Genomic DNA, 18693 nt, shown 5'->3' with positions numbered 1-18693 from the left:
GATTATTCAAATATCTGTCCGGATGGATCTGGACATAGCTGCTGCACCTCGATAATGTGCGCATCACCTATTAAATTCTTTGAGTAGGAGAATGCCATGGACCCGTTCCGGGCAGCCGTGGAAGCTCGCGACGAGGCCGCCATCGAGGCGCTGCTGGCCGACACCGTGGTGTTCACCAGTCCGGTGGCGTTCCGGCCGTACCCGGGCAAGGCGATCACCGCGGCCATCCTGCGCGCGGTGATCCGCGTGTTCGAGGATTTCCGCTATGTGCGCGAGATCGCCGACGCGAACGGTCGCGACCACGCGTTCGTGTTCGAGGCAACCGTCGACGGGAAGCGGCTGACCGGCTGCGACTTCCTGCACTTCGACGAGGAGGGCAAGATCGACGACTTCATGGTCATGGTGCGTCCGCTGTCGGCGGCCCAAGCCCTCTCGGCGCGCATGGGTGAGCAGTTCGAGCGCATCAAGGCCGAGGCCGCCGCGCAGCTCGAACGGGAGGCGCGGGGAGCGTGAGCGACCTGTCCGAGCGCCCCTCGTACTCGCGCTATGTCGCGCTCGGCGACAGCCAGACCGAAGGAGTCGGCGACGGCGACGATCGGACCGGATTGCGCGGCTTGGCCGACCGGCTGGCCGAACGTCTCGCCCGGTCCGATCCCGGCCTGCTCTACGCCAATCTCGCGGTTCGAGGCAAACTCGCCGGTCAGGTTCGCGCCGAGCAACTCGACGCCGCAGTGGCGCTGCGACCGGATCTGGCGACCGTGGTCGCGGGCGTCAACGACCTGCTACGGCCGGGTTTCGACGCCGACGAGGTCGCCGGGCACCTGGACGCGATGTTCGCCGCCCTCACCGCAGGAGGCGCGGTCGTGGCGACACTGACCTTTCCCGACCTCGCGCGCATCACCCCGCTCGCGCGCCCGCTCGGCGGTCGTGTCACCGCGCTCAACCAGCGCATCCGCGCCGCGGCGGCGCGACACGGCGTCGTCGTCGCCGAAACCGAGCAGCGCGCGGCCGTCACCGATCCCCGTCTGTGGAGCTATGACCGGCTCCATGCCAACCCGCTCGGACACCAGCGCATCGCCGACGCCCTCGCCCACGCCCTGGGCCTGCCCGGCGCCGACGAAACATGGGCCGAACCGTTGTCGCCGCCGCTGCCCGCCGCCACGCGGTTGGCCACGGTGGTGGGCGAAACACGCTGGGCCGCGACGTTTCTCGGCCCTTGGCTGGGCAGGCGGATCACCGGACGCTCCTCCGGCGACGGACGCGCCGCCAAACGCCCGCACCTACTTCCGGTCGACGGTACGGCGACCGCCGCGCCAACGGCCCGGACCCAATCGTGAGCGCGGAATTCACCGGTCTCGCAACGCATTGCCGGTCATCGCGCTCGCCCAGCACACCGCCGCCGCACGTGCGCCGCTTACCTCGCGGGTAATCGACCCTGGTCGATCGCCATGTCACGATCACACCATGACCGCCTACGTCATAGCCCACCTGCAAGACGCCGCACCGCACCCGGAGATCGCGGACTACATCGAGCGCCTCCCCGCCACTTTCGAGCCCTACGGTGGCCGCTACCTCGTGCACGCGACACCGCACGAGGTGAAGGAAGGCAGCTGGCCCGGCGGCGTGGTGATGATCGGCTTCCCCGGCATCGCCGAGGCGCGGGCATGGTGGGATTCGCCCGCGTACCGGGAGCTCGCGCCGCTGCGCTCGCGGCACATCGAGGGCGACATCATCCTGGTCGAAGGCGTCCCGGCCGATTACGCCCCGACCGCCGCCGTAGCGGCGATCCGGAAGGCGGTGTCCGGCTAGCCCGTGTCGGCTGCAAGGCCTCCGGAATGCCGGGGCCGTCGTCGGTCACGCGCAGCACGGCTCCGCCGTCGCCGTGGGATTTCGACCTGCGCGCCGGGCCCCCGCCCACGCAGAAGCATCCGAGGCACGCACGCACGTTCCTGTCCGGCACTCGAGCACCGAATCCCGGCCTCCCCATAGGGTTGTGACCGACGGGCCCGGTCCGCCGAGAGGAGTTGCCGATGGACGCCGAACACTACCTGCCGTTCCGCAAAAGCGCGGTGATCTCGCTGTGCGCGGACGAACTCCCCGAGTCGGAACGCGAGTCGTTCGTGGAATTCGCGCGTCTGCTGTCGGCACTGGCGCACCACGAGTTCCATGTGCGTGGTGAGACCGTGCTCGATGCCTATCAGCTGGTCGATCCCGCGCAGGACGAACGGGCGCTGTGTGCCGCTACCCCCGAGGACCGGGCCGCGGCGCGGGCACGCGTGGAGCGTGAGCTGGTCGCGCTGGCCGAGTCGGCGGATTTCACGCGCATCGATGCCGCCGAGATCGAGCGAGCGTTCGCCGAGCACTCCCTGGTGAAGGTGCGGTTGGAGGTCGACGCGGAGGACATCGATACGGTGATGTTCTTCCGGCGCGGGGTGGCGCAACGCACCGAGCAGGTGCGGTGGCTGTTCGGTCTGCGGCGGCGCGGCATCGAGTTCACCAGCTACGCGAAGGTCCTTGTCTACGTCGCGTTCACCGAGCGCGCGGAGGCGGTCGCGGACCGGCCCGACGGCGGTGTGCTGCTGAAGCTGTTCCAGAACGTCCCGCGCAACGACCTGGAGATGCTGTATCCGAGCGTTCGCGTGCGGATGCGGCCACTGGACAAACTGCTGATCGGGGTGCCCGCGGTGGTCTCCGGGATCGTCGTTGTCGTCACCAAACTGGTCGCCTCGCTGGGCCCGCTGCTGTTGCTGCTGGCGTTCTGGGCGGGGTTGCGCGAGGAGTCCGTGCGGCTCGATCAAGCCACGCTGGTCACTCTCGGCGCCGGGCTTGCGGCCTTCGGCGGTTATCTGGTGCGGCAGTTCGCCAAGTTCTCCAACCGCAAGATCAAGCTGATGAAGACGCTGTCCGAACACCTCTATTTCCGCAATCTCGACAACGACGCGGGAGTGTTTCACCACTTGCTCGGCGCCGCCGAGGATTCGGAGGTGAAGGAAGCCGTCCTGGCCTATCACTTCCTGCGCACCGCCGACCGGCCGCTGACCGCCACCGAACTCGATCAGCGGGTGGAGCAGTGGTTTCGCCGACGGTGGGGGACGACCTTCGACTTCCAGATCCGTGACGGCCTTGGCAGGCTCCGCCGGTGGCGGCTGCTCGTCGAGGACGAGCACGGCACCGTGGGCGCGGTGCCGCTGACCGAGGCGATACAGCGCTTGAATCACCACTGGGACAACTTGTTCCGTGTTCGCCCGCCGTCGGGCGACGCCATCGGCCGGGCCGCGGTCACATCCGGCTGAAGAAGCAGGTGCAGGCTGCGCGGTGCGATGTCAGCCAACGGCTTGACCTTTCCCCAGGGGCAGGGTTCGAGCATGGTGACATGAACGAGCTGACAGAGAAATTGGCGGAATTCGTCGCGGCGTCGGCCGAGCAATCGGGTGTACCGGGTGCGGCGGTCGGGGTCTCGATCGGCGGTGAATCGTCCTTCGCGTGCCATGGGGTGACGAGCATGGACAACCCGCTTCCGGTCGACCCGGACACGATGTTCGTGGTGGGCTCGGTGAGCAAGACGTTCACCGCGACCGCCTTGCTGCGGCTGGTCGCCGCGGGACGGGTGGAGTTGGACGCGCCGGTGCGGCGGTATGTCCCGGAATTCGCCCCCGCCGACGCGGCTGCCGACGAGATCACCGTGGTGCGGTTGCTCAACCACACAGCGGGGCTGGAATGGCGGGTCGGTGACGACACCGGCGAAGGAGATGACGCGTTGGCGCGGCACGCGGTCGAACTGGCCGAGTCGCGGCTGATCGCGGAACCGGGAGCGCGGGCGTCCTACAGTCAGGCGGGGTTCAACCTGGCCGGCCGGATCGTCGAGAACGTCACCGGCTCGACCTTCGAACGGGCGGTCGCGTCGCTGTTGCTCGAACCGCTCGGCCTGGCACATACCTGTTACGCGGTCGGTGACGTCATGACCCGGCGGTTCGCGGTGGGTCACAACGTCGATGCGGGCGGCACGCTCGTCGTCGCCCGCCAGTGGAAGGACAATCGCGCCGATAATCCCGGCGGGGGTGTGGCGACGTCGGTCGGTGATCTGCTGCGGTGGGCGCGGTTCCATCTCGGCGACGGCCGGACCGAGGGCGGCGAGCGCGTTCTGCCCACCGAACTGCTGCACCGGATGCGGGAGCGAACCGTCGAACTGCGGGGGAGCACCTTGGGTGACGCGTTCGGCCTCTGCTGGTTCCTGCGCGAGGTGGACGGTGTCGCGACCATCGGGCACGGCGGCTCCGGCAATGGTCAGTTCGCCGACCTGCTCATCGTGCCGGAGCGGGATTTCGCCGTCGCCGTGATGTCGAACGCGGGCCCGGACGCGGGGCTGGCGTTCAACCGGACCGTGGTGCGGTGGGTGCTCGAGCACTACCTCGGCGTGGTCGAACGCGATCCGGAACCGCTGCCCCACGATGCGGCACGGGCAGGGGAGATCGTCGGGCGCTACGAGAACGAGATGATGCGGCTGACGCTCGACACCGATGGGGCGGGCCTGACGATCGAATGCGCCATCAAACCGGAGATCCGTGCCGCCGCGACGACCGAGCTGCCGCCCGACCTGCCACCCGCTACCCTCGGCCTGCTGCCCGGTGCGGGGGACGAGTACATCGTCACCGAAGGCGGTTTGCGAGGACAACGCGGGTTCTTCACACGGGACGAATCCGCCGCCGTGAGCGGAATCGATCTCGCCGGTCGATTGTTCGCTCGGGTGCGATGACGGTCACGGAAGGAAAACGCGCATGATCACCATCGGGCAGCTCGCGCGGTACGCGGGCGTGACGATCAAGGCCGTGCGGGTCTATCACGAGCGCGGGCTGCTGCCCGAGCCGCCGCGCGACTCCTCCGGCTATCGCCGCTACCGCGCCGAGGACGCCATCGATCTGGTCAAGATCAGGACGCTCGCGCGATCGGGCGTGCCCCTGGCGCGGATCAAGGAGCTGCTGACCGCGAACTCCGGCGAGTTCGCGGCGGCCATCGCCGAGGTCGACCGCATGCTCGCCGAACGCGCCGAGGAGATCCGCCGCACCCGCGAGCAGATCGCCCAATTGGGGTCCGGCGATCGGCTGTTCGTGTCTCCCGAGGTCGCCGAGTACCTCGAGCGCCTGCGCGAGCTGGGAGTGAGCGACCGGGCGGTCCGGATGGAACGCGACATCTGGATTCTGCTGCAATCGGTCGCCCCGCAACAGGCGTCGGACTGGGCCGCCGACAAGCTCGACGCCATCGGCGATCCGCGCTTCCGGTCCATCTACCTCGACTACGACGCGGCGTTCGACTGGTCCCCCGACGACCCGCGCCTGGCCGACCTCGCCGACCTCACCCGGCGGTGGATCACCGGCAGGCGCACCGGAGCGGGCCGGACCACACCGCGGCTGGATCCGGAACTCGTCCGCTTGGTGAACGATTCGGTGGGGATCACCTCCCCCGCCTGGGAAAGGTTGACGCGGATCGCCCAGAACGCGACGACCGAGTGACAGCCCCGGACCTGTGCGGGTAAGGCAAGCGGGACTGAATATTTCGTGGCGGCTGTGGGGCTCGGTCGATCACGCGTCGATTGCCCCCGGCCGCGGCGGGAAGGCAAACACACTGCGGTACAGAGCCTTCCAGAGTGCGTTACTGTCCTGCGGACCCGTGCGCCGGTGACCCGGCCGCGCGGGCGCTCATGTCGTACTCCGGAATCGAGGCAAACGAATGAACCACAAGCTCTGGTTGCTCGGACGGTCCGTCACAGTCGGTGCGCACATCATCGGCGAGAAAGTGTTCCGGCCGAAGGCCAGGGATGCCGGGGACGTCCCGGTGTCGGGCGAGACGCTGACCCCACAGTGGCTGACGGCCGTCCTGTGCCGCGATGTCCCCGAGGCCGAGGTGGTCGGGTTCGAGACCTCCAACGGCAGCCGCGGAACATCCACCCGCGTCGCGATTCGCGTCGACTACAACGACGCGGGGCAGCGGGCCGGATTGCCGACCCACCTCTTCGCGAAGACCACGACAGCTTTCTCGCAGCGCATCCTGCTCGGTGGCGGGAAGATGATCGACGGGGAGACTCGTTTCTTCCGGGACTTCCGCCCCCAGCTCGACATCGAAGCGCCGTTCGGCTATTGGGGCGCCGCCGATCCGGCGTCGTGGCGATCGATCGCCCTGATGGAAGACATCGCCTCCACCCGCGGCGCGCGGTTCGTCGAGCCGAACGCCCCGGTCGCGCGGGACCAGATCGAAGATCTGGTGCGCAATCTCGCGCGACTGCACCGCACCTTCTGGGAGCACCCGTCGATCAAGGACCTCAAGACCACGACCGAGGCACTGCAGGCATACCTCGCCGCCATCGACATGAAGAAGCGCTGCGAGGTGGGGCTGCGCCGCGCCGCGGAAGTGGTTCCGGAGTCCCTGCACGGCGAAGCGGACCGGCTGTGGGCCGGTGTCGAGCGGGCGATCGACAACGCGACCAACGAACTCCCGCAGACGCTGCTGCACGGTGACCCGCACATCGGGCAGACCTATCGAACCGCCGCAGGGCGCATGGGTTTCGTCGACTGGCAGGTGGTGATGCGGGGCGGATGGGCCCACGACTTCGCCTATACCGTCAATTCGGGATGCGAGCCCGAGGACCGCCGTGCCTGGGACCGTGAACTGCTGGCGGCGTATCTGGACGAACTCGGCAGCCTCGACGGCCGGGCTCCGTCGTTCGACGAGGCGTGGCTGGCGTACCGGCAGCAGTCCATGTTCGCTTACGCCGCTTGGGCTTTCACGATCGGCAGGGCGGCGTATCAACCGGAGATGCAGCCCGTGGAGACTTGCTTGACGTTGTTGAAGCGCATCACCACGGCCATCGACGATCACGATTCCCTGCAGGCCCTCGGAGTCTGACACCGAGCCCCGCACCACCGCTGTGGCGTCGCGGCCGGATTCTCGTGTGTGGTGATGATCGCGCGTCAACGCGCTATACCATCGACCGGCCCCGGCGTAGTCCCGGTGAGTTCGCTCCGATGCAGTGTCGCGGTACGGAGCGGTAGTTCAGCAGTCACGTAGTGCAACACCAACAGTTTGGAGTTCGCTCTTTGAGTACGCCGCAATCTCAGGCCCCGGTTCGGACGTGCCCCGTCGTCCACGGCTCGCCGACCGATTCCGACGACCAGCGAGTGCCCATCTACTCGCCCGAATTCGCGGCCGATCCGCACCGTGTGTACCGCGAGATGCGCGGCCGCTACGGATCTTTGGCGCCGGTGGAGTTGGCGCCGGGTGTCCCGGCCACCTTGGTGATCGGCTACAGCACCGCGGTGCGGATCCTCAATGATCCCGAGCACTTCCCCGCCGACCCGCGCGCCTGGCAGAAGGACATCCCCGCCGACTGCCCGATTCTTCCGCTGCTGGAGTGGCGGCCGATGGCCAGTCGTAGCACCGGAACCGACTTCACCCGGTATCGAGGGGCGATCACCGCCAGCATCGATGAGGTCGATCTGTATGCCCTGCACGACATCGTGGAGGGACTCGCCATCCCGCTGATCAACTCCTTCTGCCGAGAAGGGAGCGCCGAACTGATCCGTCAGTACGTGTTCCCGCTGGTCTTCGAGGTGGTGAACTATCTGCTCGGCTGCCCGCCCGAGATCGGGGCGCAGGTCGCCGCCGGTACGGCCGCCCTGCTCGAGGGCGTCGACGCCGAGAAGGGCAATCAGATGCTCGGGGAGGCGCTGATGAGCCTGGTGGCGCTCAAACGAGCCGAACCCCAGCGCGACATCACCTCGGTGCTGCTGCAGCATCCCGCCCAGCTCGATGACGTGGAGGCGTCGCACCACGTGTCGCAGGTCTACGGCACCGGGATCGAATTCCAGCTGAATCTGATCGCCAACACCCTGCTGCTGATCCTCACCGACGAGCGCTTCGGCGACAGCATCCTCGGCGGGAACCTGTCGTCCCGCGACGCCATCGACGAGGTCTTGTTCAACGACCCGCCACTGGCGAACCTGCTGATCACCTACCCGCGCCACCCGATCCTCATCGACGGCGTCTGGCTGCCCGCGCACCAGCCCGTCGTCATCAGCATGGCCGCGTGCAACAACGATCCCGCGATCCGCACCGGCGACTTGACCGGCAATCGCTCGCATTTGGCCTGGGGGCTCGGCCCGCACGCCTGCCCGGCGCGTCCGCTGGCCTACCTGATCGCGCAGGAGGCCATCGACCAACTCCTGGACGCGCTGCCGGAGATCGAACTGAACCTGCCGAACCGGACGCCCGACTGGCGGCCCGGTCCGTTCCACCGGGCCCTGACCGAATTGCCGGTCACCTTCCCGCCGACCGCTCCGCTGAACATCTGACCCAGCCGCGGGCACAGGTCGCGTGGCACCGGTTGTCTCGGCTCGAAGCGCGGCCTGCTCGACGGGCCGGTCGTGGTGTAGTTGCCGGACCGGGCTGCGATCGTGCGGCGCGAGCGGACGGCGGCCGGAAGGATCGCCGCCGGCGGCGCGGTGTCCGGATCTCCGCTGCGGCCCCGCTACTCGGTGGCGGGGCCGCATCCCCGCGCCGTGCACATCAGCCGGGAACTATCAGACCTGCGGCCGGAAATGCGGCCGGTTGGGCGCGCCGGGAGTGAGGTTGGTCGCGCCGCCAGGGGTGAGGGCGGTCTGGCCGCCGGGTGTCAGATTGGTCTGCGGGCCGCACACCAGGTTGGGCCAGCGACAGGTCGGTAGGTTGGGGTCCTGATCGGCATGGGCAACGCCGGCCGTCACCAGGCCCACCCCGAGCAGGACGGGCGCCGCGGCGATCGTCATGGCGCGGGCGAAGCGGCGGGTGCGACGGGTCGAGCGCTGGTCGGTGGCCATAGGGGTGCTCCTTCGTGTCGGTGCTGCGGGGCGGTCCCGCTGTCGTTGTGACGTTGTCCAGCCTCATCGACACAGGACGTCGCCGAAAGGACACTCAGGGTGCGCGACGACCACCCCTGCACATGGTTCGGTCCCACCAAGGTGGGTCACCGGCTGCCGCAGGCCAGTCGCTCGCGCAGCACCGTGCGCAGGCCGATGGGTTCGCGGCCGAGCAAGGTGGCCAGCGCCGGGTCGACGGTGGCGAACTCGCCCGCGCGGCTGGCCGCGAAGATGCCCACCAGCTCGGCCGCCCGCTGCGCGGGAACGCCCTGGCCGGTCAGCTGCTGCTGGAACTGCTCGTCGGGGGTGGTGGTCCTCGTCATGGTCCGGCCCGTGACCTCGCTCGCGATAGCCGCGATGTCGTCGAAGGTCAGCGCGCGCCCTCCGGTGAGCGGCGGCGTCGGTCCGTCGAAGCGGCCTTCGTCGGCCAGGATGATGGCGGCTGCCTCGGCGAGGTCGGCATGCGCCGTCCAGCTGACCGGCCCGTCGGCGGGGAGCGCGATCCGGCCGGAGTCCACCGCGTGGTCGAGGAAGTGCACCGCGCTGGCGGCGTAGAAGCCGTTGCGCAGTGAGGTGAACGGCACGCCACAGGCGCGCAGCACCTCCTCGGTAGCGGCGTGGTCGCGGCAGGCCTGGAAGTGCGACGAGGCGCCGGCCCCCATCTGGCTGGTGTACAGGATGCGGCGGGCGCCCGCCGCGACGGCCCCTTCGATCGCGGTGCGATGTTCTGCGACGCACTCTTCGCCCATTTTGTCCACGGAGATGATGAGCACCTGAGAGGCGCCCTCGAAGGCGTGGGCGAGGCTGCGCGGGTCGGTGAAACTTCCCTGCCGTACCCGCACCCCGCGTTCGGCGAACGTCCGTGCCTTCCGTGGGTCGCGGACGCTGACCCCGACGTGCTCCGCGGGTACGCGCGTGAGCAGTTTCTCGACGATCTGACTCCCCAGCTGCCCGGTCGCTCCGGTCACGACGATCATGTGGCACTCCGTAATTCGACTGATGTTTCCAATGGAATCGTAATCACGATATCATTGATACTAACGATGGAATCAACACCGCGATATCGTTGATCCATGACCTCGCATCCAGGCGGCGGCGACGATGCCGCGACCGTCAGATCCGACGCCCCGGCCACGGCACGTGAGCAGACCCGCCGGCGGGTCATCGAGGCCGCCATCGATCTGCTCACGCGCGGGGGTCGCGACGCGGTCACCACACGCGCGGTCGCGGATGCGGCGGGCTTGCAGCCACCGGCCATCTACCGGCTGTTCGGCGACAAGAACGGGCTGCTCGACGCGGTGGCCGAGTACGGCTTCGTCGCGTTCCTCGCCACCAAGCACGTCGATCCCGACCCGCAGGACCCCATCGAGGACCTCAGAGCAGGCTGGGACGTCGCGGTCGAGTTCGGTTCGGCCAATCCCGCGCTGTTCACCTTGATGTACACCGAACCCGCCGGGACCTCGTCGGCCGCCTTCCAAACGGGCATGGAGATCCTGATGGGACGCATCCGGCGTCTCGCCGCCCGTGGCCTGCTGCGCGTCGATGAGGAACTCGCGGCGCAGATCATCAATGCCACGGCGCGCGGTGCGGTGCTGACCTGGCTTTCGCTGCCCGAGCAGCGGCGCGATCCGGCCTTGTTCACCACGCTGCGGGAGTCCATGGTCGCCGCCGTCACCTACGAAAAGCCGGCCGTGCGTGACCCGGGCCCGGCAGGCGCCGCCCGTGCCTTGCGCGCCGCACTGCCCGAGCAGACGACCCTCAGCAGCGCGGAGCGGCATCTCCTGCGGGAGTGGCTCGACCGCCTTGCCGCCGATGGTTAGGTTAGATCGCGGGCGTAGTCACCACGCGACCGTCGTGGCCCGGTTGCCACCCGAGATCACGAGATCGCCGTTTCCCGCTCCGTCGGCCACCCCGGCACGCGGATGCCGAGCCGCGGCCATCCGCTGGAGCGCGGCCTCGGTGAAGACCGACAACCCGAGGTCGGGGTTGTAGCCGTGGATTTCCTTGACATCGAGTTCGGCCAGGAAATACAGGATCTCCCTGGAGACCACCTGTCCTGGAACCAGTATCGGGAAGCCGGGCGGGTACGGGACGACGAAGGTGGCCGACACCAGGGACTTCCCCTTGGCGAGCCGTCGCCCGGCCTCGCCGAGCAGCACGTGTTCGCGGTCGGACTCCTCATATCCGGCGTAGAAGGCCGATCGCATGTCGCCGAACGAGCTGGCGCCGTCGGGGCGGAAGGCGCTGTCGAACTCGCTGAAGTCGGGCAGCGCGGGCAGATCCTTGGTGATCTCGTCGATCCGCCGTTGCTGCAGGGCCCGGTCGGCCTTGCCCGCCGCGCTCACGCTGCTGTCGAAGTCGGTGGCCACCCGGCGCAGCACGTCCAGCAGGTGGTGCACGCTGGACCAGGTGACGCCGATCGTGAAGATCAGCAACACGCTGTTGATCGAGGTCTTGTTGATCTGGATGCCGAACCGGTCCATCAGGATCTTCTCGCGGAAGTCGAACCCGTTCATGCCGGTCTTGCCGATGAACAGGGTGACCCTGGTGGGATCGAGCACGAACTGATCTGACCGCCACGCCTCGTTCCACTCCGCCAGGCCACCCTGTCTGACCTGCCGGTAGGAGCTGACGGCGGAGGGACGGAACTGCTCTGGCACCAAGTCGTCCTCGTCGAGGATGCGGAACCACTTGCCGATCAGCCGGTCTTTGCGGACGCGGTGCCGGAACACCAGCGCCATGTCGTAGACGCTGCGGACCAGCTGGAAACCCTCGATGTCGACCTGCCTGCGCGCCAGATCCAACGACGCCAGCAGTTGCTGGTTCGGCGAGGTCGAGGTGTGGGTCAGGAACGCTTCGGCGAACGTCTCGCGGACCAGCGCTTTGAAATCCTGGTCGCGAACATGGATCATCGACGCCTGCCGCAGCGCGGACAGCGACTTGTGGGTGGAATGCGTCGCGTACACCCGGACCCGGGCGCGCGCCGGGTCGGGAAGCAGCCTGCGGTCCCTCCACTCGGCACGGTCGACCTCCCGCATCGAGGCGCGCCACTGGCGGTACTCCTCGGCGTACCCGGGCGAGGCCAACATCGCTTCGAGTTGCTCGGCGGCGACCATCGCGGTCCGCTGTCGAGCCCACGGCACGGCGGTCGCGAACGCGTACCACGCCTCGTCCCACAGGAAGCAGATGTCCGGCTTGATCGCGAGGACCTCTTCCATCACCCGCCGGGGGTTGTAGACGATGCCGTCGAACGTGCAATTGGTCAGCAACAGCATCCGCACTCGGTCCAGCTGTCCGGCGGCCTCGAGGTCCAGGAGCGCCTTCTTGATGGTGTGCAGCGACACGGCCCCGTAGATCGCGAACTGTTCCAACGGGTAGGCGTCCAGATACATCGGGTACGCCCCGGCCAGCACCAGGCCGTAGTGGTGCGATTTATGACAGTTGCGGTCGATCAGGACGATGTCGCCTGGCCGGGTCAGTGCCTGCACGACGATCTTGTTCGCCGTGGATGTCCCGTTGGTGACGAAGTAGGTCTGGTCGGAGCACCACGTCGCGGCGGCTTTGTCCATCGCCGCCCTGATCGTGCCGTGCGGATCCAGCAACGAGTCGAGTCCGCCCGAGGTGGACGACGTCTCGGCCATGAAGATGTTGCGGCCGTAGAACTCGCCCATGTCCTGCAGCGACTTGGAGTTGAAGATGCTGGCGCCACGCGCGACGGGAAGCGCGTGGAACTGGCCGACCGGTGCGGCGGCGTAGGCGCGCAGGGCGTCGAAGAACGGCGTGGCGTAGCGGCCGCGGATGCCGGCGAGCACCGTGCTGTACAGGTCGGTGACGTCGTTGAGCCGATAGAACGTGCGATCGTAGACGTCCGGCTGGTCCTCGGTCTCCGCGGCGATCGACTCGTCGGTGAGCAGATACAGGTCGATATGCGGCCGCAGCTTCTTGATCCACTCGCCGCATTCGATCCAGTCGTGGGTGCGGTCGGTCACGTCCACCGCGTCGTTGGCGCCGAGCAGCGTGGTCATCAGCGGGACCCGGTCGCCCGAGCGGAGCGGGAGGTCGTGGCGGATGATCGCGGCCTGGATCTCGCCGTTCAACGCGGCCGCGGTGATGGCGTCCTCGATGCTGGGCACGACGAGCAGTTCGAACCGCACATCGTCCGACGGGGCGCGCAGCGCCCGCAGGCTCGCCGCGAGGCCATCGGGGACCTCGGGTGGGGAATCGTCGCCGAGCAGGACGGTGTAGAACTGCTGCTGTTCGGCCCTGGCCACGAGTTCCTGATCGGCCAGCGGGGCGGAGGTGTCGAACACCGCCGCGCGGTCGCCGTACTCCGAGAGCAGGCGCACGGCCAGCGACACCTCCTCGGTGAGCCGCACCGTCGCGAGGTCGTCGAGATAGTCACGAAAGGTCGTCAGTCTCGCCGGGCCCGGGTACAGCCAGTACCGCTCGTAGGTGCCGAGGCGATCGAGCAGACGCCGCACCCTGGCGGCCACATGGGTGGTGTCCAGCCCGGCCCGATCGATATCGGCGAGCCTGCGGCACGCGTCATCGAGCAGATTCCACGTGTCGATGCGGGAGTACGACGGGTTCGCCACCGCCGCAAGCGCGGAAACAGAAAGCCCTTTCGGGCGCTCGCCGTCTCGATGCATGTCGTCAGCTCCGCCCCTCGGTGGGCTCTCCGAACAGCCATCTCTGCCAACATTCTGCTCCGCCGACGAGCGAATTCCTAGCCGTCGGTCACCGAGCACGGACCGGGCAGTGCGGAAAAACAGGTATACCCCCGGGCCATTCGGCCGTCGCCGGACGCGGCTTTCCGGGGGAGTCTGGAGCGGAACTTGCAGCATCGTTCCTGGGAGCTTCTGTGCACATGAACCAGCTGAAGAGCAGTCCGGATGCCGTCGGGAGCGGCAGCGCACCGTGCCTGGACATGTTGATGATCAACCGCTGTCTGCGGTGTGAGAAGCTGCTCGCGCCGATCACGTCCGGATGTTCGTCCTGCGGATCCGGCGAACTCGAGCGTGTGCCGTCGTCGGGTGCGGGGTCGGTCGTGTCGTGGCGGATTGTGGACCGGGCCCCGACCGATCGGCCCGGCGGGTTGGTGCCGCTGACGATCGCCATCGTGGCGCTCGACGAGGGCCCGTGGGTCTACACCTCCCTCGAAGGGGAGATCCCCTCGGTGCCCGGCCGGTCCGTGCGCGTTCGATTCCAGCCGCATCCCCCGGAAGGGGGGTTCCCGGTCTTCGCGGTCAGCACCGATTCGCCCTGATCGCGCCGCGCCGCTGCCGGGCACAGCGTTTGCCAGCGCCGCTGTGGTGCGGGAAGGGTATACGACCCCACCGCATCCGACCTGGCGATATCCTGGGGATACGTCCTCGAGAGGTGGGCAATGGTGGGTTGCCGTGGATGGGGTGAATCGGTGTAGTCGATGACCGATGCCGATCCCTTCGCGACACAACGCGATGTGTCCGGTTCGGTCGCGGCGGAGTTGGCGGCGGCCGGGTTCTGCGACGCCGTGGAGATCGGCCGGGGTGGTTTCGGCACTGTCTATCGCTGCACGCAGGTCTCGCTCGACCGGGTCGTGGCCGTCAAGGTGCTCACCGCGGATCTGGACGAGGACAACCGGGCCCGGTTCTTCCGCGAGCAGCGGGCCGCAGGCAGGCTGACCGGACACCCCAATATCGTGAACATCCTGCACGCCGACGTCGCCGATGACGGTCGCCCCTACATCGTCATGCCGTACTACCCACACGGCTCTCTGGACGCACGGCTGCGCGGCAACGGGCCGCTGGGACTCGAGGAAACGCTGCGGCTGGGGGTGAAGATGGCCGGGGCGCTGGAGGCGGCGCATCACTCCGGCGTGCTGCATCGTGACGTCAAGCCGGGCAACATCCTCTACACCGACTACGACGAGCCCACGCTGGTGGATTTCGGCATCGCACATATCGGAGGCGGGTTCGTCACCGGTTCCGGCATCGTGACCGGCACGCCCGCCTTCACCGCTCCGGAAGTGATCGCGGGCGAGGCGGCGAGCCCGGCCGCCGACGTCTACGGTCTCGGCGCCACCTTGTTCGCCGCGATCACCGGCCATGCCGCGTTCGAACGCCGCGACGGTGAGCAGGTGGTGGCCCAGTTCCTCCGGATCACCTCCGAGCCGGTACCCGACCTGCGCGAGCACGGCATACCGGAGGACGTGTGCGCCGTCGTCGAAGGCGCCATGGCCGCCGATCCTGGCAGCCGCCCTTCCGCCGCGGAACTGGGCGAGCAGCTTCGAGCGGCGCTGACCGGGCACGGTTTCCCCGTCGACGACATGGCTCGGTACGCCCCGCCCGCGGGCGGGTCCTCCGACCGGAAGTTTCCTTCGACGGGCTCGCGGCCGTTGCGAGCTGCGGAGGCTTCTCCGGCTTCGGGGAGCATCCCGCTGGAGCTGACCAGCTTCATCGATCGGCGGACAGAGTCGACGCGAGCGATGAACGCGTTGTCGAGTTCGCGGTTGGTGACCCTGACCGGGATCGGGGGAGTGGGCAAGACGCGGCTCGCGGTGCAGGTCGCCACCGCCGCGAAACGCGATTTCGCCGACGGTGTGGTGTTCGTGGAGATCGATGAGCTGCGGGACGAATCGCTGCTGCCGAGCGTCATCGCGGGCGCGCTGGGCCTGCAGGACCGGTCGGCGCGGCCGTTACGCGACGTACTCGCCGATTTCCTCGCCGATCGTGAACTGTTGCTCGTGCTGGACAATTGCGAGCAGTTGGTGGCAGCGGTGGCCGACCTCGCCGAGTCGTTGCTTCGCGCGTGTGGTCGATTGCGGATTCTCGCGACGAGCCGTGAGCCGATCGGCATCGCGGGGGAGGTGATCGTGCCGATCCACCCGCTGGCCGTCCCCGACCCCGATCGGCTGCCGAGGAACCCGGCCCGTAACGACGCGATGAGATTGTTCGGCGACCGGGCTGCCACGGCAGTGCCCGGCTTCGAGCTGACCGAGGACAACCAGGTCACCATCGCCAGGATCTGTCAGCGGCTGGACGGGTTGCCGTTGCCGATCGAGCTGGCGACGGCTTGGTTGCGGGTGATGTCGCCGGAGCAACTGCTGGGGCGCTTGAACGATCGGTTCGCTTTGCTCACTCGCGGCAGCAGGAGCGCCCCGCCGCGGCAACAGACATTGCGCATGTGCATCGACTGGAGCTACGACCTGTGCACCCCCTCGCAGCAACGCGTCTGGGCTCAGTTGTCGGTGTTCGCGGGCAGTTTCGATGTCGAGGCCGCCCACTATGTCTGCGGCGACGACCTGTCAGCGGGCGACCTCCTGGACATCGTGGCGTTCCTCGTCGACAAGTCGATCCTCACCCGCGAGGAGCCGGGTGACATGGTGCGGTTTCGAATGCTGGACACCGTGCGTGACTACGGCCGCGAAAAAGTAGAGGGGACCGGCGAATACGACGAACTGTGCCGCCGTCACCGCGACTGGTATCGACAGCTGGCGCTCGACGCGTATGCCGACTTCATCAGCCCCCGCGACTTCGAATGGATCGGCCGGTTGCGCCGGGAACAGGCCAACCTTCGGCAAGCGCTGGAATTCTGCGTTTCCGACGATCCCGAAGCCGGACTTCGGATCGCCATTGCGCTGTTGCCCTTCCGGTTCTCCCACGGCTCACTCGTCGAAGAGCGTGGCTGGCTGGAGCGCCTGCTGGCCCACCGCACCGGCCGCGTCACCGTCGACCAGGCCGAAGCGGTGTACGCCGCCTGCCTCATCGCCGCGGTACAGGGCGACCTGCCGGGGGTGGCCGATCTGGTACGCGACGGACACGCGCTGGCCAGGCAGGCGAGCGACCCGCTGATCGACGCGCACATCGACTTCACCGAGGGACTCCGCGCGCTGTTCGGCGGGAGTCCGTCCGAAGCACGCCCATATCTCGAGAGAGCCCTTCGGGTCTACACCGAGCGTGGCGGCCTGCTCCTGTTCCGGATCGACGCGCTGACCTTCCTGGGGCTCACCCACGGATTCGACGACGACAGCGCGCGGGCTATCGCATGTTACGAGCGCGCGCTCGCGATCATCGAAGAGCACGGAGGGACGATGTACCAGGCCTACGCGCTGTGGGCGCTCGGCATTTGCTGGTGGCGCTGCGGCGAACCGGCGCGCGCGTCTCGCCTTCTCACGCGAGCACTTCGGGTGAGCAGCAGAGCGGACGACCGTACGAACATCGGCATGTGCCTGCAAGCACTGGCCTGGATCGCCGCCGACCAGCAGGATGCCGAGCGCGTGGTCGTATTGACCGCGGCCGCTGAACAGATCGGCCGGTCCGCGGGCACCACGCCGACGCAGTTTCCGGACCTGCTGCGCTACCAGGAGGAGTGCGAGCGCCGAACACGAATTTCGCTCAGCGAGCAGACCTACGCCGCGGCCTATCGGGAGGGCGCCGCGCTGGATATCGATGCCGCGATCGCCTACGCCCTGGGTGAACAGGCCTCGCCCGTTGCGGGCGATCCCACCGGCCGCAAACTGACCAAACGCGAGCGGGAAGTCGCCGAACTCGTCGCCGAAGGCCTGACCAACAGGGAGATCGCCGCTCGCTTGGTGATCTCGCCACGCACCGCCCAGGGGCATGTCGAGCACGTGCTGACCAAACTGGGGTTCACTTCCCGGACCCAGGTCGCGGCGTGGATAGCGGCATCGCACGACAACCGCTCCGGAACATGAGCGACCCCCGCACCTCTGTGCCCGCGGCGTCGCCGAGGCCGGAGCCGCCTGCGAGCACGAGCCGGACCACGCCGCGGCACCGCCGTGCGGAACATTTTTCCTATGACCGGCGCGGCCGGCCGGTCGATAGTGGTGGCCCCGAACAGCGAGAAAGGGCCACACATGAGCGACGACGATCTGCTCGACTTCGAGCGCGATACGTTCACCTACGACGGCAAGACCCGCGCACTCTTTCGCCGGGGCAGCGGTCCCGCCGTGATCGTCATGGCGGAATTTCCCGGCATCTCACCCGAGGTGTTCGACTTCGCCCGCCGAGTGGCGGGCCTTGGATGCACGGCGGTGGTGCCGCATCTGTACGGCAAGCCCGGTCGCGACCCGAGCCCGGCGGCGCACGGCTTGGTCTCCGCGCTGGCGAACGTCGCAGGCCAGTTCGGGCCGATCTGCGTCAGCCGTGAGTTCGTCGTGCTGGCCACCGGCCGCACTTCACCGGTCGTGCACTGGCTGCGGGCGCTGGCCGAATACGAGCACGGCCGGTGCGGCGGACCGGGAGTTGGCGCGGTCGGAATGTGCTTCACCGGTGGTTTCGCCCTCGCCATGGCGGTCGACGACCGTCTGATCGCGCCCGTGCTGTCCCAGCCGGGACTGCCGCTGGGGCTGACCTCCCGGCAGAAGTACTCCATAGATCTGTCCGCTTCCGACCTCGCTCGCGTGAAACAACGCTGCGGCGAAGGACTTTCGGTGATGGGGCTGCGATTCCGCGGCGATCGGCGCTCCCCGGCCGAACGATTCGACTTCCTGCGCGACCAACTGGGTGACGCCTTCATCGCGATCGAACTCGACGACGCCGCCGCCAACCCCGACGCGGTGCTCAGTCCCCACTCGGTCCTGACCGAACACCTCATCGACGAACCCGGCCAACCCACCCGAGCCGCCCTCCATCGGGTACTCGACTTCCTCGGCGGGCGGCTGCTGCCGGATCACCGGCCGATCGGCGAGCGCTCGTAGCCTCCTCGCGCTTCGAGCCCTCCACGCGAACCGGGAGCAGAAATTGTCTCCGCCAACCTCTTGCACTCGCCTGTGGAGAGTGCTAAAAATTATCTGTGTCTAGCGACA

The 18693-nt window shown here is 68.1% G+C and carries 15 protein-coding genes; 12 read left to right on the top strand and 3 right to left on the bottom strand.

Going from position 1 to position 18693, the window contains the following annotated elements:
• The first annotated feature begins 96 nt into the window (after positions 1-96).
• The 8 genes from ACH49X_RS25485 (at position 97) to ACH49X_RS25450 (ending at position 8342) form a co-directional block, all read left to right on the top strand.
• Positions 97-513, top strand: coding sequence for a nuclear transport factor 2 family protein (locus ACH49X_RS25485; protein ID WP_357206433.1), 417 nt, complete (start codon positions 97-99; stop codon positions 511-513).
• Positions 510-1337 (top strand): SGNH/GDSL hydrolase family protein, encoded by an 828-nt coding sequence (locus ACH49X_RS25480; protein ID WP_323124297.1) that lies wholly within the window; start codon positions 510-512, stop codon positions 1335-1337. The genes ACH49X_RS25485 and ACH49X_RS25480 overlap by 4 nt, the downstream gene beginning before the upstream one ends.
• 127 nt (positions 1338-1464) lie before the next feature.
• Positions 1465-1809, top strand: coding sequence for a DUF1330 domain-containing protein (locus tag ACH49X_RS25475; protein WP_195081526.1), 345 nt, complete (start codon positions 1465-1467; stop codon positions 1807-1809).
• 221 nt (positions 1810-2030) lie between these two features.
• Complete coding sequence (locus tag ACH49X_RS25470; protein WP_357106145.1) at positions 2031-3293, top strand: TMEM143 family protein; 1263 nt, start codon at positions 2031-2033, stop codon at positions 3291-3293.
• 80 nt (positions 3294-3373) lie between these two features.
• On the top strand, positions 3374-4753 hold the full coding sequence (locus tag ACH49X_RS25465; protein ID WP_357206431.1) for a serine hydrolase domain-containing protein: 1380 nt from the start codon (positions 3374-3376) through the stop codon (positions 4751-4753).
• A gap of 22 nt (positions 4754-4775) precedes the next feature.
• Positions 4776-5507, top strand: a complete 732-nt coding sequence (locus tag ACH49X_RS25460; RefSeq protein WP_357206429.1) for a MerR family transcriptional regulator — start codon at positions 4776-4778, stop codon at positions 5505-5507.
• Between the two features lie 217 nt (positions 5508-5724).
• Positions 5725-6897 (top strand): aminoglycoside phosphotransferase family protein, encoded by a 1173-nt coding sequence (locus ACH49X_RS25455; RefSeq protein ID WP_195081530.1) that lies wholly within the window; start codon positions 5725-5727, stop codon positions 6895-6897.
• A 191-nt stretch (positions 6898-7088) separates the two neighbouring features.
• The gene (locus ACH49X_RS25450) at positions 7089-8342 is read left to right on the top strand and encodes a cytochrome P450 (RefSeq protein WP_195081531.1); all 1254 of its coding nucleotides are present in this window, start codon (positions 7089-7091) and stop codon (positions 8340-8342) included.
• Between the two features lie 228 nt (positions 8343-8570).
• Here ACH49X_RS25450 and ACH49X_RS25445 read toward each other — a convergent pair whose 3' ends face one another.
• Positions 8571-8846 (bottom strand): hypothetical protein, encoded by a 276-nt coding sequence (locus ACH49X_RS25445; protein ID WP_195081532.1) that lies wholly within the window; start codon positions 8844-8846, stop codon positions 8571-8573.
• A gap of 146 nt (positions 8847-8992) precedes the next feature.
• On the bottom strand, positions 8993-9862 hold the full coding sequence (locus ACH49X_RS25440; protein WP_195081533.1) for an NAD(P)H-binding protein: 870 nt from the start codon (positions 9860-9862) through the stop codon (positions 8993-8995).
• A gap of 96 nt (positions 9863-9958) precedes the next feature.
• Here ACH49X_RS25440 and ACH49X_RS25435 point away from each other — a divergent pair, with 96 nt between their 5' ends.
• A complete protein-coding gene (locus ACH49X_RS25435; RefSeq protein ID WP_357206427.1) occupies positions 9959-10705 on the top strand; it encodes a TetR/AcrR family transcriptional regulator in 747 nt (248 codons plus the stop codon).
• An 18-nt stretch (positions 10706-10723) separates the two neighbouring features.
• Here ACH49X_RS25435 and ACH49X_RS25430 read toward each other — a convergent pair whose 3' ends face one another.
• Entirely contained in the window at positions 10724-13534 is a 2811-nt protein-coding gene (locus ACH49X_RS25430) for an aminotransferase class I/II-fold pyridoxal phosphate-dependent enzyme (RefSeq protein ID WP_357206425.1), read from the bottom strand.
• Between the two features lie 218 nt (positions 13535-13752).
• Between ACH49X_RS25430 and ACH49X_RS25425 the strand changes: the two genes are divergently transcribed.
• From ACH49X_RS25425 to ACH49X_RS25415, 3 genes are all read left to right on the top strand, one after another.
• Positions 13753-14151, top strand: coding sequence for a Zn-ribbon domain-containing OB-fold protein (locus ACH49X_RS25425; protein ID WP_195081536.1), 399 nt, complete (start codon positions 13753-13755; stop codon positions 14149-14151).
• 159 nt (positions 14152-14310) lie between these two features.
• Positions 14311-17580 carry a protein kinase gene (locus ACH49X_RS25420; RefSeq protein ID WP_357206423.1) on the top strand — a complete coding sequence of 1090 codons (3270 nt, stop codon included), beginning with the start codon at positions 14311-14313 and terminating at the stop codon, positions 17578-17580.
• 162 nt (positions 17581-17742) lie between these two features.
• Positions 17743-18585, top strand: a complete 843-nt coding sequence (locus ACH49X_RS25415; protein WP_195081538.1) for a dienelactone hydrolase family protein — start codon at positions 17743-17745, stop codon at positions 18583-18585.
• Positions 18586-18693 lie beyond the last annotated feature (108 nt).

It is taken from the genome of Nocardia sp. NPDC019323 (genome assembly GCF_044389845.1).
GTDB lineage: Bacteria > Actinomycetota > Actinomycetes > Mycobacteriales > Mycobacteriaceae > Nocardia > Nocardia implantans.
The sequence above is the reverse complement of the archived record's forward strand: the minus strand, read 5'-3'. Positions and strand labels throughout refer to the sequence as shown.